The sequence below is a fragment of the Streptomyces sp. NPDC006997 genome, from assembly GCF_040635175.1.
In the GTDB taxonomy this organism is placed as follows: domain Bacteria; phylum Actinomycetota; class Actinomycetes; order Streptomycetales; family Streptomycetaceae; genus Streptomyces.
Genome location: NZ_JBEYHH010000006.1, coordinates 111,215 through 125,786 on the forward strand (window position 1 = coordinate 111,215; position 14,572 = coordinate 125,786).

Below are 14,572 nucleotides of genomic sequence, written 5' to 3' on the forward strand. Positions count from 1 at the left end.
GCGCCCCACCGCTGGCCGGAAACATGAGCCGCCGCCCGGACGCCGACCGCCCGCCCCCGCGGGCGGTTACGCTGCTGGTCATGAGCCAGCAGGCCGCCACCCCCGCCTACCGTCGTCTCAGCGTCGAGGAACGTCGCAGCCAACTCCTCGACGCCGCCCTCACCCTCTTCGCCCACCGCGCGCCCGAAGAGGTCTCGCTGGACGACGTGGCGGAGGTCGCCGGGGTCTCCCGCCCCCTGGTGTACCGGTACTTCCCCGGCGGCAAGCAGCAGCTCTACGAGGCCGCCCTGCGCTCCGCCGCCGAGGAGCTGCGCAACTGCTTCGACGAGCCGAGGCAGGGCCCGCTGCTCCCCCGGCTGCACCGCGCCCTCGACCGGTACCTCGCCTTCGTCGACGGCCACGACGCCGGGTTCAGCGCGCTGCTCCAGGGCGGCAGCGTCGTCGAGACCTCCCGGACGACGGCCATCGTCGACGGCGTGCGGCGGGCCGCCGCCGAGCACATCATGCGCCACCTCGACGTCACCGACCCGGGCCCCCGGCTGCGGATGACCGTCCGGATGTGGATCACCGCGGTCGAGGCGGCGTCCCTGATCTGGCTCGACGAGGAGAAGCAGCCGCCCGCGGACGAGCTGCGGGACTGGCTCGTGGACCAGTTCGTGGCCGTCCTCACGGTGACCGCGTCCCGCGACCCCCAGACGGCGGCGGTGGTGGCGGCCCTCGGCACGGCGCCCGCCGGCTGAGGCACCGGCCACCCGATCACCGACACTGGTGCCGTGAAGAGCGAAGAGACCCCGTTCGAGGGCGGGCCCATGGACGGTCGCGTCCTGCCGGTGCTGCTGGGCATCACCGGGCACCCGCCCAAGACGTACCGCATCCCGGTCCCCGCCCCGGACGACGGCCCGCCCACGGTGCTCGTCTACCGCCGGGTGCCCCGCGTCGAGGGCGGACGCCCCGGCCTGACCCACCGCTGGAAGTACGCCTACGACCCCACCGGGGCGCGGGGCGGCGCGGGCGGCGTCCGCTGGCCCTGGTCGACACCACGCCCGGCGCCCCCCGGCCCCGACGCCACGCCGGGCGGCACGTCCGACGACGCCGACGGGTGACCCGTTACGCCATCCCGCGCACGCTCGCCGCGCGGACCGCGCCCGCCGGGCTCATCCTCGCGGTGCGGAGCGGAGACGCCGCTCCGGGCAACGGAGGTGAGGGCGTGTCAGGCAGGCTCGTACGACTGGTGTGCACGGTGGCGGCCGTAGCGGTCCAGGCCGCCACCCTGACGGTCGCCCCCGCGACCGCCGCGCCCGAACCACGCGCGCTTCCCGACCTGCTGACGGACCTTCGGCAGCGGTACCGGCAGGTCGAGAAGGCCACCGCGACCTACCGCGCCACGGACCGCAGGCTGCGCGCCCAGCGTGCCGAGGTCGCCCGCCTGGACGGCGCGCTGGCCCGCGCCCGCCTCGCCCTCCAGGACAGCCGGGGCGCGGCGGGGCGCCTGGCCCGACAGCAGTACCAGGCGACCAGCGACCTCTCCCCGTACGTACGGCTGCTGCTCGCCCGCGACCCGCAGCACGCGCTCGACCAGGGCCATGTGATCGGCCGCCTGGCACGCCACCGGGCCGGGACGCTGAACCGCCTCACCGGCACCGAGCACAAGGCCCACGAACTCGCCCGCGAGTCCCGCGAGGCCCTGGACCGCCAACTCACCCTGGCCCGCCAGCACAAGAGGCAGCGCGACGAGGTCCGCGCCCGCCTCAACGACGTGGAGAAGCTCCTCGCCTCCCTCACCCCGGCCCAGGTCGACGCCGTGACGGGACCCGCGGAAGGGGCGCGGGGAACCGCGCGACCCACCACCCACGACGGGCAGCCACCGACCCCCCGCGCCCCCAGCGGTGCCTAGGCGCCCGCGACAGACGCCAGATACGCCTCCGCCTTCGACGGCTCGTAGAAGTACGACTCGAAGTCGGCCGGGTTGTTGAACCCGTTGACGAACCGGTCGGCGACCGCCGGGAGCTGCCCCGCCGCACCGATCAGGTTCAGCACGTGCTCCGGCGGCGGCGCCAGCATCGCGTTGGTCCACTTCGTGACGTGCCGCGCCGTCTCCCAGTACCGGTCGAACGTCGCCCGCATCCAGTCCTCGTCGAACGGCTTCTCGCCCTGCTCCAGGATGGCGGCGAGGTAGCTGGCCGCGCACTTCGAGGCGCTGTTGGAGCCCTGGCCGGTGATCGGGTCGTTGGCGACGACGACGTCCGCCACGCCCAGCACCAGACCGCCGCCGGGCAGCCGCCCGACGGGGTTGCGGACGGTGGGCGCGTACCGTCCGGACAGCGTGCCGCCCGCGTCGGTCAGCTCGACCTTGGTGGCCCGCGCGTACTCCCAGGGCAGGAACTTCTCCATCAGCTCCAGGGTGAGGGAGAGGTGCTCGGCCGGGTCCTTCACGTCACGGAAGACGTCGAGGGGGCCGCCGGGGATGCCCTCCCAGAAGAGGATGTCGGCCCGGCCGGAGGTGGTCAGCGTCGGTATGATGAACATCTCGCCGACGCCGGGCACCAGGTCGCAGCGCACGGCCTCCATGTCGGGGTGCTCGGGGCGCGGGCCGAGGCCGTGCACGTAGGCGACGGCGAGGGCGCGCATGGGCTCGCTGTAGGGGGAGCGCTCGGGGTCCCGGGCGAACATCTGGACGAGTTCGCCCTTGCCCGCCGAGACCAGCACCAGGTCGTAGGTGCGGGAGAAGTAGTCGAGGTCGCCGACCGCCGCGCCGTGGATGACGAGCTGGCCGCCGCGCTGGGCGAAGGTCTCCATCCAGCCCGCCATCTTCACCCGCTGGTCCACGGACTGCGCGTACGCGTCGAGCGTGCCCACCCAGTCGATCGCGCGCTGGGTCGGACCCGGGTCGTGCGAGCCGGGCGCGGCGACGGAGACGCCGAGGCCCGCGACCTTCGGGGCCTGGGACTCCCAGAAGTTGATGCCCAGGTCACGCTCGTGCTGGAGGGCGGTGTCGAACATGCACTGCGTCGACATGACCCGCCCTGACCGGATCTCGTCCGCCGTCCGGTTCGACATGAGGGTGACCTCGTAGCCGTGGGACTGGAGGCCGAGGGCGAGCTGGAGCCCGGACTGCCCGGCTCCGACGACGAGTATCTTCCGCATACGAAGTCCGTCTCCTACTCGGGGGTTTCGTCGAGCGCGTGGCCCACCAGGGCCAGCAGGGTCTCGATCGCGGAGATCCGGCGACGCGCATCCATGATCATGACAGGTATGTGGCGCGGGATGGTCAGCGCCTCCCGCACGTCCTCCGGCTCGAACAGCTCACTGCCGTCGAAGTGGTTGACCGCGACGACGTACGGCAGTCCGCAGCTCTCGAAGTAGTCGAGGGCGGGCCAGCTGTCCTTCAGCCGCCGGGTGTCGACCAGGACGACGGCGCCGATCGCGCCGCGCACCAGGTCGTCCCACATGAACCAGAACCGCTGCTGGCCCGGCGTGCCGAACAGGTACAGCACCAGGTCGTCGTCGAGCGTGATGCGGCCGAAGTCCATGGCCACGGTGGTGCTGACCTTGCCGGGCGTGGCGGTGAGGTCGTCGGTCTCCTCGCTCGCCTCGGTCATCAGCGCCTCCGTCTGGAGGGGCGTGATCTCCGAGACGGCGGTCACCAGCGTGGTCTTGCCGACGCCGAAGCCGCCGGCGATCACGATCTTCGTGGCGACGGGGGCGCGACTGCGGTCCGTCTGCCAGGACCTCAGGTCCTCGTCGGTGTCTTCAAAGACGACGGAGTCCACTCAGCACCCTTTCGAGCAGAGCGCGGTCCGGACGGCCGGTGCCGTGACCGGTTCCGGTGCCGTACACACGGATCTTTCCCTGGTCCGCGAGATCGCTCAGGAGGACGCGGACGACACCGAGCGGCATCTTCAGCAGCGCGGCGATCTCGGCCACCGTACGCATACGGCGGCAGAGTTCGACGATGGCCCGCATCTCCGGCATGATCCGGGTGCTGAGCGAGCCGTTCGTCAGCTCCCTGCGCTCCGGCCCGGCCTCCAGCTCCGCGACGCCCTCCGTGGCGCCGACGAAGGTCTCCACGAGGAGCACGTGGCCGAAGCGGGTACGGCCGCCGGTGAGCGAGTAGGGGCGGACGCGGGCGGGTTTGCGGTCACCGCCGCGGACGGGGAGATGGGGCCTGTGGGTCATCGGGCGCTCCCGGTCGACTCCGCGGACTCCAGCGATTTACGCAGCTCACTGCGGAGTTCCGGGGTGAGCACATGTCCGGCGCGGCCGACGAAGAGCGCCATGTGGTACGCCACCACGCTCATGTCGCAGTCCGCGGAGCCGTGCACACCGAGCAGTGAGCCGTCGCTGATCGACATCACGAACAGGCTGCCCTCCTCCATCGCGACCATGGAGTGCTTGACGCCGCCGTAGTCCATCAGCTTCGCGGCGCCCACGGTGAGGCTGCCGATGCCGGAGACGATGGTGGCCAGGTCGGCGGCGGAGCCGCGCGGGCCGGCGGGCCGACCCTCCGCGGGCTGGCGGGCCGCCTCGTTCCGCCCCGGGTCGGAGGAGAGCAGCAGCAGGCCGTCGGAGGAGACGACCGCGACCGAGAGGAGGCCGGGCACCTCCTCGACCAGGTTGGTCAGCAGCCAGTGCAGGTTGCGGGCTTCACTGCTCAGTCCGAAGGTACTGGGCGCGGTCAACTGCTTGCCTCCTCGACTGTGCCCCCCGTGGCGTTTTCAGCGTGGTCGTTGATCTCGGCCTCCACATCGCGCCGTCCGGCCTCCGCCCCCCGACGGAAACCTCCCAGACGGCGCCGGAGCGCGTCGGCGTCGACGGAACCCGACCTCGGACGTGGGGCCGAGACGGGGGAAGTGATCTTCGGGGTCCGCTTGGGCAGCCCCTTGTCGGTGACCGGCTCGCCGCCCTCGTCGGGGGTGCGGTCGTGTGCGTCGGGGCCGATGGCGTAGGGGCTGGGTTCGGCCGCGGGTGCGTCGGGCTCATGCCCGGCATCGGGCTCTCGGGGTGCTTTCCTTGCTTCGGGCTCTTGCTCGGCTTCGGGCTCGGCGGGTGCCTCCGGTGCCTCCGGTGCCTCCGGGAGGAGGAGTTCCATGGTGGTCTCGGCGGGCCGCTCGGGCGCGTTCGGCTCGGCGGGCGGTTCGGTGTCCGTGCGGTCCGTGGCCCGCGTACCGGCCGTTTCGCCCTGCTCCCGTACGGCCTTCTCGGCCAGCGCGACCAGCGGGTCGCCGTCCCCGCCGGTCCGGCCCGGCAGGACGTTGGAGTTGGCCTCGGCGTCGGCGCCGGGGAGGCTGAAGGTGCCGGTGGCGTCGGACGAGGGGGCGGCGGGGGACCCGGAGGTGAGCAGGGACTCCGGCAGGACGACGACCGCCGCGACACCGCCCTGCTTCTGCTCGCGCAGCTGCACCCGCACCCCGTGCCGGTGGGCGAGCCGGGCGACGACGTACAGGCCGAGCCCGAGGCCGTCCTCGCCCTCGTGGTCGTACGGCGAGTCCGGGTCGAAGTCGCCGAGCCGGGCGTTGAGGCGGCTCATGCGCTCGTCGGTCATGCCGATGCCCTCGTCCTGCACGGAGAGCATCACCTCGCCGTTCTCCAGCAGCCAGCCGGAGACCTCGACGGCCAGCTCCGGCGGCGAGAACGAGGTGGCGTTCTCCATGAGTTCGGCGAGCAGGTGGGACAGGTCGTCCGCGGCGAACCCGGCGATGTGCGCGTGCGGCGGCAGCGCGGCGATCCGCACCCGCTCGTAGCGCTCGATCTCGCTGACCGCGGCGCGGATCACGTCGACCAGCGGCACCGGCCCGGCGCTCTGCTGGACGTGTTCGGTACCGGCGAGGACGAGCAGGTTCTCGCTGTGCCGCCGCATGACGGTGGCGAAGTGGTCGAGCTTGAAGAGGGTGGCGAGCCGGTCCGGGTCCTGCTCGCGCTCCTCCAGTCCCTCGATGACGGCGAGCTGCCGCTCCACCAGGCCCAGGGTGCGCAGCGCGAGGTTGACGAAGGTGGAGCCGATGCTGCCCCGCAGCCGCTCCAGCTGGGCGGCGGAGTCGGCGAGTTCGGAGCGCAGGTCCTCGCGGGCGTCGGCCATCCTCTGCCGCTGGCCGACCAGGTGCTTGCGGTCGGACTCCAGGGTGTTGACGCGCTCGTGGAGGGCTGCGGCGTGCGCGTGCAGGGCGTTGACCGAGCGGACGACCTGCGCGAACTCGTCGTTGCGGCCGGTGAACCTGACGGGTTCCTCGGCGAGCGGGTTCTCCGCGCCGGCGAGCCGCGCCGAGCCGATCCGCAGCACGGCGAGCGGGCGGGTGAGGGTGCGGGCCATGGCGGTGGCGACACCGACGGCGAGCAGCATCAGCGCGCCGAGGACGGCGACCCGGATCTCCAGCGCGGTGACGTCGTCGTCGCGCAGCTGGGCGAGGTCCTTGGCGCGCCGGTCGTAGAGGGCGGACTCGGCGCCGCGCATCGAGTCGACGCGGGCGGAGAGCGCGGCGTCCAGCTTCCCGGGGTCGGTGCCGAGTTCACCGTCGGTGAGGGTGGGCTGGTCGGTGAGGTCGGCGAGGTACTTCTCGGCGGAGTTGACCTCGGGGCCCGTGACCGTGGAGTCGTACGACACCTTGGCGGCCTGGGGCGCGCCCGCGCGGAAGTCGGCGAGGGCGGCGTCGGAGCGCAGCCGGGCCTGCTGGGCGGCGGCGGTGAGGGCGGCGCGCTGCTTGGTGTCGTCCTCGGAGGTGACGGTGGTCTCGGAGGGCAGGCCGGTGATCGGGTCGTAGACGGTCTCCGTGGTGCTCGGCACGCTCAGCGCGGCGAGCAGCAGTCCGCGGACGGCGGCGGCCTGCTGGACGGCGGAGTCGAGTTCGGCGAGGGCGTGGTCGCCGGAGCCCGCGCGCGGCGGGGTCCGCTCGGCCAGTTCCCCGGCGAGCCGGTGGAGTTCGGTGATGGCCGCCGAGTACGCCTCGTGCGCCTCGAGGGCGCTGCTCTTGCCGGTGAGGGCCGCCCTGCGGACGGCGGCGATGTCCTCCAGGTCGGCGCGGAGCGCGGCGGGGGTGTCGGCGTCGGTGCGCAGCTCCTCCACCTGCCGGTCCACGCGGGCGCTGCGTTCCTCCGCGGGCGCCTTGGACTTGGGGCGCCCGGCGGCGACGTAGGAGGTGACCTCGTCGCGCTCGTCGGCCAGCGCGTGGGCCAGCATGAGCGCGTCCCTGGTCTGCTCGGCGAGCGTCACCAGCTCCTGGGAGTCGTTCAGTTCGCCGGAGGCGGCGATCACGGAGGGCGCGCCCGCTCCGGCGATGGCGGCGGCCACCACGGCCGCGGCCACGATCAGCCGGTTGCGTACGTGCGTGGGACGGCCCCTGCCGACGGGGGTGTCGGCGGAGGTGCCGACGGACGTGCCGACGGACGTGCCGACGGAGGGCTGCTCCGCGCCCCCTTCCGAGGCCGTCTGCTTGCCTGTGCGCCGAGGCCGCGTCTTCTGCACCGGTGCTCGCATTCCTGACTCGTGTACCCATGGGCCCGGGTGAGGCGCCGTCAACTGTGCGCGTGCCTCCCCCGGCTGCTGACCGCGGTCGGGCGGGAGGACCCCCACCGGTGACGAACCCTCCCAGTGGCGGTGGGCGGTGGTCGCGCATCACCTGACCCGCCACCCGAAGGAGTGAATACCGTGGGGGAGTTGGTGGGCAAGTCACCGCGGCGCGTCCGAGGGCCCGGTACGGCGGGCCGGTTGGACGTCGGCGGCGGGCTTTGGCAGTATTCGCCGCCACGCGTTGCCGGAGTGCGCCATTCCCGCCCAAAACCGGCAGCTGACCTGCGAGGGCGTGCTGGATCACGGCGGCTTGCCGGTCTTTTGCGGACGTTGTGAAGGGCTGGTGCAGACTGACCGGATGCGAACGGAACTTGTCTCGGAGCCCGGTGACCCGGACCGCCCCAACGAGGACTTCGCCGCCGTCGGACTACCCGCGTCCGGGCAGGGCGGTTCACTCGTCGTGCTCGACGGGGTGACGCCGCCGGCGGGCGGGACGGGCTGTCTGCATTCCGTCCCCTGGTACACCGCGCGGCTCGGCGGTGCGCTGACCGAACTGACCGTTTCACTCCCGGATGTTCCCCTGTCCGACGCGCTGTCCCGGGCGATCACACGTACCGCCGGGGCCCATGCCCAAACCTGTGACCTTTCTCACCCGCGCACACCGCAGGCGACGGTGACCCTGGCCCGCTGGACGCCGGACACGGTCGAGTACCTGCTGCTGGCCGACTCGGCGCTGCTGGTGGAGTCGGCCGACGGCACGGTGACGCCGTACCTGGACGACCGGCTGTCGCTCATCCCGCGCGCCGAGCGGGCCTCGGACGCGGTGGTCGACGCGAGGTTCCGCAACAAGGAGGGCGGCTTCTACACGGCCGCCGCGGACGCGTCGGTGGCGTCCCGCGCGGTCACCGGCACGCTGCCGCGCGCGGGCGTGCGCTCCCTGACCGCGCTGACGGACGGGGCGGCCCGCTGGGTGGAGAAGTTCGGCGAGGGCGACTGGGCACGGTGCCTGGACGTCGTCCGCAAGGAGGGCGCGGGGGCGCTGGTGGAGCGGGTGCGGGCCCTGGAGGGCGCCGACCGGGAGCGGCGGGCGTGGCTGGGGCGCGGCAAGACGCACGACGACGCGACGGTGGTGTACGCGGAGTTGTGAGCGGGGCCCGCGAGCCCGCCCTCGGTCACTTCTCGGAGTCGCGTGGGCCTCGGTCGCCTCTCCGAGCTGGGAGGGCTCCGGTCACTTCTCCATGCCGCGGTTGAGCTGGTGGAGGAGGCGGGCCAGTTCGGCGACCTCGGTGCGGTCCCAGTCGGCGAGTTTGTCGACGTAGCGGGCGCGGCGGGCCTCGCGGACGTGCTGGACGCGGGTGCGGCCCTCCTCGGTGAGGTGGACGAGCCAGGCGCGGCCATCCGCCGGGTCGGGCTCCCTGGCGACCAGGCCGAGGCCCTCCAGGGCGCGCAGCTGCCGGGACATGGTGGCCTTGCCGACGCCGATGTAGGCGGCGAGTTCGGTGGCGCGCTGGCGTCCGCACTCGTCGAGCCGGACGAGCAGTCCGTACGCGGCGGACTCCAGTTCCGGATGGACCGCGCGGGCCATCTCGCCCTGGCTGGCGCGGGCCCGGCGCAGGAACACCGTCAACTCGCGCTCCAGCGCCAGGAACGCCTGGTCCGCGCCAGCCGCCGACGCACCGGGTACTCCCCGGTGTCCCTCGCCGTTTCCGTCCTCGTGCACGTCAGCACCCCTGCCCGGTTTCCCGTTCCTGAAAGTTTCCGCCACGGGCGGCCATCGCCGCAGTTCGGTCAGTATTTCGCAGGCTTAGACCAACGGCAGCTTTCGGAAGCCTTCCTTCCGTGTCTTCTACGTGCGTAGCGTCAACGAGGAACGGAAATGGCATGAGCACGCCACAGCGCACCTCCCACCCCCCACGGCCCGCCCCGTTCCCCCCCACCGAGCACCACCGAGTCCAGAGAGGCACGCCATGCTCGTGCGCAGACCCGGAACCACCCGGTCCCGCCGCCTCACGCTCGCCGGGATCCTGCTCGCCGCCCTCGCCGTCACGCTCGGTACTCCCGCCACCCCGGCCGGCGCCGCGGACGTCCCGCCCCGCGGCTCCGCCCACATGGGCATGGGCGTGATCCCCCACGACGGCCAGCACGGCACCCCCACCCCCGGCGACGCCACCCAGACCGAGGGCGTCGACGTCAGCAGCCACCAGGGCAACGTCGCCTGGACGACCCTGTGGAACAGCGGCGTCCGCTGGGCCTACGCCAAGGCGACCGAGGGGACGTACTACACGAACCCCTACTTCGCCCAGCAGTACAACGGCTCCTACAACGTCGGCATGATCCGCGGCGCCTACCACTTCGCCACTCCGGACACCACCAGCGGCGCCACCCAGGCCAACTACTTCGTCGACCACGGCGGCGGCTGGTCCCGCGACGGCAAGACCCTGCCCGGCGCCCTCGACATCGAGTGGAACCCGTACGGCGCCACCTGCTACGGCAAGACCCAGAGCGGGATGGTCTCCTGGATCCGCGACTTCCTGAACACCTACAAGGCCCGCACCGGCCGGGACGCCGTCATCTACACCGCCACCAGCTGGTGGACCCAGTGCACCGGCAACTACGGCGGCTTCGCGGCCTACAACCCGCTGTGGATCGCCCGGTACTCCTCCACTGTCGGCACGCTGCCCGCGGGCTGGTCGTACTACACGATGTGGCAGTACACGTCGACGGGCCCGACGGTCGGCGACCACAACCGCTTCAACGGCGCCCTGGACCGCGTCCAGGCACTCGCCCTCGGCTGACCTTCCGCGGTCGGTGAAGGCCCGGGCCTCCCTCACGAGAACCCGGGCCTTCGCCTCATCCGGCCGCCTCGGTCACGCCGCGGCCGGAATCCTGGGCGCCGCCCCGCTGGTGGCGGGCGTCAGCGCCAGTTCCAGGACCTGGCGGACGTCGGTGACGGCGTGCACGTCGAGCTTGTCCAGCACCTCCGCCGGGACGTCGTCCAGGTCGGGTTCGTTGCGCTTGGGGATGACGACGGTGGTCACCCCGGCGCGGTGGGCGGCGAGCAGCTTCTGCTTCACCCCGCCGATCGGCAGCACCCGCCCGGTCAGCGAGACCTCCCCGGTCATCGCCACGTCCGTGCGGACCAGCCGTCCGGAGAGCAGCGAGGCGAGGGCGGTCGTCATGGTGACGCCCGCGCTCGGGCCGTCCTTCGGCACCGCGCCCGCCGGGAAGTGGATGTGCACGCCCCGGTCCCTCAGGTCGGCGACCGGCAGCTCCAGTTCGGCGCCGTGCGAGCGCAGGAAGCTCAGCGCGATCTGCGCCGACTCCTTCATCACGTCACCGAGCTGGCCGGTCAGGGTCAGTCCCGCCGCGCCCGTCTCCGGGTCGGCCAGGGACGCCTCCACGAACAGCACGTCACCGCCCGCGCCGGTCACCGCGAGGCCGGTGGCCACGCCCGGTACCGCCGTGCGCCGCTCCGCCGGGTCCTGCGCGGACTCGGGCACGTGGTGCGGCCGTCCGATCAGGCCCCGCAGGTCGTCGGGGGTGACGGTGAACGGCAGCTTCCGCTCGCCCAGTTCGTGCTGGGCCGCGACCTTGCGCAGCAGCCGCGCGATGGACCGCTCCAGGGTGCGCACGCCCGCCTCGCGCGTGTACTCGCCCGCCAGCTTGCGCAGCGCGCCCTCGTCGAGGGTCACCTCGTCCTTGTCGAGCCCGGCGCGCTCCAGCTGCCGGGGCAGCAGGTGGTCGCGGGCGATGACGACCTTCTCGTCCTCGGTGTAGCCGTCGAGCCGGACCAGCTCCATCCGGTCGAGCAGCGCCTCCGGGATGGCCTCCAGGACGTTGGCGGTGGCGAGGAAGACCACGTCGGAGAGGTCGAGTTCGACCTCCAGGTAGTGGTCGCGGAAGGTGTGGTTCTGCGCCGGGTCCAGGACTTCGAGGAGCGCCGCGGCCGGGTCCCCGCGGAAGTCGGAGCCGACCTTGTCGATCTCGTCGAGCAGCACCACCGGGTTCATCGACCCGGCCTCCTTGACGGCCCGCACGATCCGGCCGGGCAGCGCGCCGACGTACGTACGGCGGTGGCCGCGGATCTCGGCCTCGTCGCGGACGCCGCCGAGGGCGACCCGGACGAACTTGCGGCCCATGGCGTGTGCCACGGACTCCCCCAGGCTGGTCTTGCCGACGCCGGGCGGCCCGACGAGCGCGAGCACGGCACCCCCGCGCCGCCCGCCGACGATCCCCAGGCCCCGGTCGGCGCGCCGCTTGCGCACCGCCAGGTACTCGGTGATCCGGTCCTTCACGTCGTCGAGTCCGGAGTGCTCGGCGTCGAGCACGCGCCGGGCGCCCTGGATGTCGTACTCGTCCTGGGTCCGTTCGTTCCACGGCATCTCCAGGACCGTGTCCAGCCAGGTGCGGATCCAGCCGCCCTCCGGGGACTGGTCGGAGGAGCGCTCCAGCTTGTCGACCTCCTTGAGCGCGGCCTCGCGGACCTTCTCGGGCAGGTCGGCGGCCTCCACGCGGGCGCGGTAGTCGTCCGACTCCTCGCCGTCCTGCTCGCCGTTCAGCTCGCGCAGTTCCTTGCGTACGGCCTCCAGCTGGCGGCGGAGCAGGAACTCCCGCTGCTGCTTGTCGACGCCCTCCTGGACGTCCTTCGCGATGGTCTCGGCCACGTCCTGCTCGGCGAGGTGGTCGCGGAGTTGCTGGGTGGCGAGGCGGAGGCGGGCCACCGGGTCGGTGGTCTCCAGCAGCTCCACCTTCTGCTCGGTGGTCAGGAACGGCGAGTAACCGGAGTTGTCGGCGAGCGCGGAGACGCCGTCGATCGCCTGGACGCGGTCCACGACCTGCCAGGCGCCGCGCTTCTTCAGCCAGGCGGTGGCGAGCGCCTTGTACTCCTTGACCAGGTCGGCGACCTGGCCGGGCAGCGGTTCGGGCGTCTCGTCGTCGATCCGGGTGCCCTCGACCCACAGCGCCGCGCCGGGTCCGGTGGTCCCGGCCCCGATGCGCACGCGGCCGCGACCGCGGATCAGGGCGCCGGGGTCACCGTCGGCCAGGCGGCCGACCTGCTCCACGGTGCCGAGCACGCCGATGCGCGCGTAGGTCCCGTCGACGCGTGGCACCAGCAGCACCCTGGGCTTTCCGGGCTCCGTCCGGGCGGCGGCCTGCGCGGCCTCCACCGCGGCCCGCACCTCGGAGTCGCTCAGGTCCAGCGGGACCACCATCCCGGGCAGCACGACCTCGTCGTCGAGCGGCAGCACGGGCAGGGTGAGCGGTGTGAACGCTGCGGACTCAGCAGGCATGATCTCCCCTTCGGCAGTCAAGTTGAGCTATGCCGACTCAATGCTCGGGGGTCCTTGAATGTTCCCCGACTTTCCGGGCGTTCGCTGTGGGCGATCACCCCTGGCGGGCGACGAGGGATGCGCATACGGTCGCGAGGTAATAGGTGAAAGTGGCTTTGGAGTATTACGGAGGGTCTCATGGACAGCCTCGTCGGAACCTGGGTCGACGGCTGGGTCGTCTCGCGCGGGGCCGCCCCGCCGCGGGTGGAGCCGTGGGGCTGGACTATCGACATGGGCCAGGCCGAGCACGTCAGCCGCCATGTCCTCGCCGCCACCGGCGACGCCGTCGAGGAGGCCACCGTCCGGGAGGTGGCCGACGCCGTGACCGGCGCCGGGGTCTGGCTGAAGGTCTTCGACGACCCCGCGCGCGTGGGCGGCTGGCTGGGCCCGGGCTGGTGGATCGACCCCGAACCGGGCTACCTGATGACCTGCCGCGTACCGGAGGGCACCCCCGCCGCACCGGCCGTCCCCGAGGGCTTCCGACTGCGCGTGTGGACCCGCGCGGGCGTCACGCGCGTCCTGCTCGCCGCGCCGGACGGCTCCCTGGCGGCACGCGGGCAGCTCGCGGTCGGCGGCGCGACCGGGGCACGCGGGCAGTTCGCCGACGGCGGCGTGACCGGGGCACGCGGGCAGCACACCCACAGCGGCATGACCACGGGCCACGGCCAGCTGACCGACGGCGGCGCGACCGGGGCACGCGGGCAGTTCGCCGACGGCGGCGTGACCGGTGTCGTGGACCAGATAGAGACGGCACCCGCACACCGGCGCAAGGGGCTCGGCAGTCACGTGATGAGCGTGCTGCACGGCAGGGCCGCCGAGCAGGGCGTCGGGACGCTGGTCCTCGCGGGGACCCCGGCGGGGCGGGCGCTGTACGAGCACCTGGGCTGGCGGACGGAGGCCCCGCTGACCTCCGCGAAGTTCACCGGCGGCGGCGCCTGGGACACCGCACCGGGACGCCGTACGCCCACCGCCCACCGGTAATTCCCCCCGCACCCGGTGAACGCCGGTGTCAGGATGGCCCCATGGCCACCGCATACGACATCCCCGAAGTCCTGGACCGGCGCGAGGGCCCTTACGGCGAGGTGGTGCTGCGCCGGCACGGCGAGTTGCTCCAGATCATCGCCAACGGCTGCTTCCTGATGGACACCTCCGACGGCCGCTCGGAGAGACTGCTGGTCGACGCCGCCCTCGACGCGCTGGACGGACGCCCCGCACCCCATGTCCTCATCGGCGGACTCGGCGTCGGATTCTCACTCGCACATGCCACCGGCAACCCGCGCTGGGGCCGGATCACGGTGGTCGAGCGCGAACCGGCCGTCATCGACTGGCACGTCGACGGGCCGCTGTCCGCCCTCTCGCGCGAGGCGCTCGCCGACCCGCGCGCGCACATCGTGCGGGCGGACCTGATCGGTTACGTCCATGAGACGTCCACCACTTTCGACGCCCTCTGCCTCGACATCGACAACGGCCCCGACTGGACCGTCACGGAAGCCAACGACAGCCTCTACTCACCCGCCGGACTGACCGCCTGCACACGGGTGTTGAGGCCCGGTGGCGTACTGGCCGTATGGTCGGCCAAACCCTCACCGGAATTTGAAGGAACCTTGCGGAATGCCGGATTCCAGCACGTGCGTACCGAAGAGATCCCCGTTGCCCGGGGCGTTCCGGACGTCATTCATCTCGGCGTCCGACCTGGATAGCCGAGCCATGGTGACTCCCCGTACCCTGCTTGCCTGACGCG

Annotated in this window: 13 protein-coding genes and 1 pseudogene; 7 read left to right on the forward strand and 7 right to left on the reverse strand. The window is 72.8% G+C overall.

All coding sequences use genetic code 11. The features are described 5' to 3' along the window. The first annotated feature begins 80 nt into the window (after window positions 1-80). From ABZ659_RS07970 to ABZ659_RS07980, 3 genes and pseudogenes are all read left to right on the forward strand, one after another. Window positions 81-740 carry a TetR/AcrR family transcriptional regulator gene (locus tag ABZ659_RS07970; RefSeq protein WP_360214691.1) on the forward strand — a complete coding sequence of 220 codons (660 nt, stop codon included), beginning with the start codon at window positions 81-83 and terminating at the stop codon, window positions 738-740. Window positions 741-773: 33 nt separating this feature from the next. Continuing rightward, window positions 774-1,103: a hypothetical protein gene (locus ABZ659_RS07975; protein ID WP_360214693.1), complete on the forward strand. Its 330-nt coding sequence runs from the start codon at window positions 774-776 to the stop codon at window positions 1,101-1,103. A 104-nt stretch (window positions 1,104-1,207) separates the two neighbouring features. Beyond that, window positions 1,208-1,804 (forward strand): annotated as a pseudogene (locus ABZ659_RS07980) (hypothetical protein); the annotation flags it as partial. A gap of 86 nt (window positions 1,805-1,890) precedes the next feature. On the opposite strand, the gene ABZ659_RS07985 reads toward ABZ659_RS07980, so the two are convergent. The 5 genes from ABZ659_RS07985 to ABZ659_RS08005 are packed head-to-tail and all read right to left on the reverse strand — an operon-like array spanning window position 1,891 to window position 7,456. Beyond that, entirely contained in the window at window positions 1,891-3,144 is a 1,254-nt protein-coding gene (locus ABZ659_RS07985; RefSeq protein ID WP_360214695.1) for a styrene monooxygenase/indole monooxygenase family protein, read from the reverse strand. Between the two features lie 14 nt (window positions 3,145-3,158). After that, window positions 3,159-3,770: an ATP/GTP-binding protein gene (locus ABZ659_RS07990; RefSeq protein ID WP_360214697.1), complete on the reverse strand. Its 612-nt coding sequence runs from the start codon at window positions 3,768-3,770 to the stop codon at window positions 3,159-3,161. Further along, entirely contained in the window at window positions 3,751-4,176 is a 426-nt protein-coding gene (locus ABZ659_RS07995; protein WP_360214699.1) for a DUF742 domain-containing protein, read from the reverse strand. The genes ABZ659_RS07990 and ABZ659_RS07995 overlap by 20 nt, the downstream gene beginning before the upstream one ends. Beyond that, window positions 4,173-4,679, reverse strand: coding sequence for a roadblock/LC7 domain-containing protein (locus tag ABZ659_RS08000; protein ID WP_360214701.1), 507 nt, complete (start codon window positions 4,677-4,679; stop codon window positions 4,173-4,175). The genes ABZ659_RS07995 and ABZ659_RS08000 overlap by 4 nt, the downstream gene beginning before the upstream one ends. Further along, the gene (locus tag ABZ659_RS08005; RefSeq protein ID WP_360214703.1) at window positions 4,676-7,456 is read right to left on the reverse strand and encodes a nitrate- and nitrite sensing domain-containing protein; all 2,781 of its coding nucleotides are present in this window, start codon (window positions 7,454-7,456) and stop codon (window positions 4,676-4,678) included. Before ABZ659_RS08005 ends, ABZ659_RS08000 begins: the two co-directional genes overlap by 4 nt. 403 nt (window positions 7,457-7,859) lie before the next feature. On the opposite strand from ABZ659_RS08005, the gene ABZ659_RS08010 reads away from it, so the two are divergent. Then, window positions 7,860-8,648, forward strand: a complete 789-nt coding sequence (locus ABZ659_RS08010) for a protein phosphatase 2C domain-containing protein (RefSeq protein WP_360214705.1) — start codon at window positions 7,860-7,862, stop codon at window positions 8,646-8,648. A gap of 81 nt (window positions 8,649-8,729) precedes the next feature. Here ABZ659_RS08010 and ABZ659_RS08015 read toward each other — a convergent pair whose 3' ends face one another. Continuing rightward, window positions 8,730-9,221 (reverse strand): MarR family transcriptional regulator, encoded by a 492-nt coding sequence (locus ABZ659_RS08015; RefSeq protein ID WP_360214707.1) that lies wholly within the window; start codon window positions 9,219-9,221, stop codon window positions 8,730-8,732. A 247-nt stretch (window positions 9,222-9,468) separates the two neighbouring features. On the opposite strand from ABZ659_RS08015, the gene ABZ659_RS08020 reads away from it, so the two are divergent. Next, window positions 9,469-10,296: a lysozyme gene (locus ABZ659_RS08020; RefSeq protein WP_360214709.1), complete on the forward strand. Its 828-nt coding sequence runs from the start codon at window positions 9,469-9,471 to the stop codon at window positions 10,294-10,296. Window positions 10,297-10,368: 72 nt separating this feature from the next. On the opposite strand, the gene lon is transcribed toward ABZ659_RS08020, so the two are convergent. Then, window positions 10,369-12,792: an endopeptidase La gene (gene lon / locus ABZ659_RS08025; RefSeq protein WP_360214711.1), complete on the reverse strand. Its 2,424-nt coding sequence runs from the start codon at window positions 12,790-12,792 to the stop codon at window positions 10,369-10,371. 177 nt (window positions 12,793-12,969) lie between these two features. On the opposite strand from lon, the gene ABZ659_RS08030 reads away from it, so the two are divergent. Together ABZ659_RS08030 and ABZ659_RS08035 are read left to right on the forward strand one after the other, a co-directional pair. After that, complete coding sequence (locus tag ABZ659_RS08030) at window positions 12,970-13,812, forward strand: GNAT family N-acetyltransferase (protein ID WP_360214713.1); 843 nt, start codon at window positions 12,970-12,972, stop codon at window positions 13,810-13,812. 41 nt (window positions 13,813-13,853) lie between these two features. Next, window positions 13,854-14,531: a spermidine synthase gene (locus ABZ659_RS08035; RefSeq protein WP_360214715.1), complete on the forward strand. Its 678-nt coding sequence runs from the start codon at window positions 13,854-13,856 to the stop codon at window positions 14,529-14,531. The last annotated feature ends 41 nt before the right edge of the window (window positions 14,532-14,572 follow it).

Coding starts and splice junctions, on each gene's coding strand:
- ABZ659_RS08020 (WP_360214709.1), top strand. CDS start 9,469: ATGCTCGTGCGCAGACCCGGAACCACCCGGTCCCGCCGCCTCACGCTC.
- ABZ659_RS07995 (WP_360214699.1), bottom strand. CDS start 4,176: ATGACCCACAGGCCCCATCTCCCCGTCCGCGGCGGTGACCGCAAACCC.
- ABZ659_RS07985 (WP_360214695.1), bottom strand. CDS start 3,144: ATGCGGAAGATACTCGTCGTCGGAGCCGGGCAGTCCGGGCTCCAGCTC.
- lon (WP_360214711.1), bottom strand. CDS start 12,792: ATGCCTGCTGAGTCCGCAGCGTTCACACCGCTCACCCTGCCCGTGCTG.
- ABZ659_RS07970 (WP_360214691.1), top strand. CDS start 81: ATGAGCCAGCAGGCCGCCACCCCCGCCTACCGTCGTCTCAGCGTCGAG.
- ABZ659_RS08010 (WP_360214705.1), top strand. CDS start 7,860: ATGCGAACGGAACTTGTCTCGGAGCCCGGTGACCCGGACCGCCCCAAC.
- ABZ659_RS08030 (WP_360214713.1), top strand. CDS start 12,970: ATGGACAGCCTCGTCGGAACCTGGGTCGACGGCTGGGTCGTCTCGCGC.
- ABZ659_RS08035 (WP_360214715.1), top strand. CDS start 13,854: ATGGCCACCGCATACGACATCCCCGAAGTCCTGGACCGGCGCGAGGGC.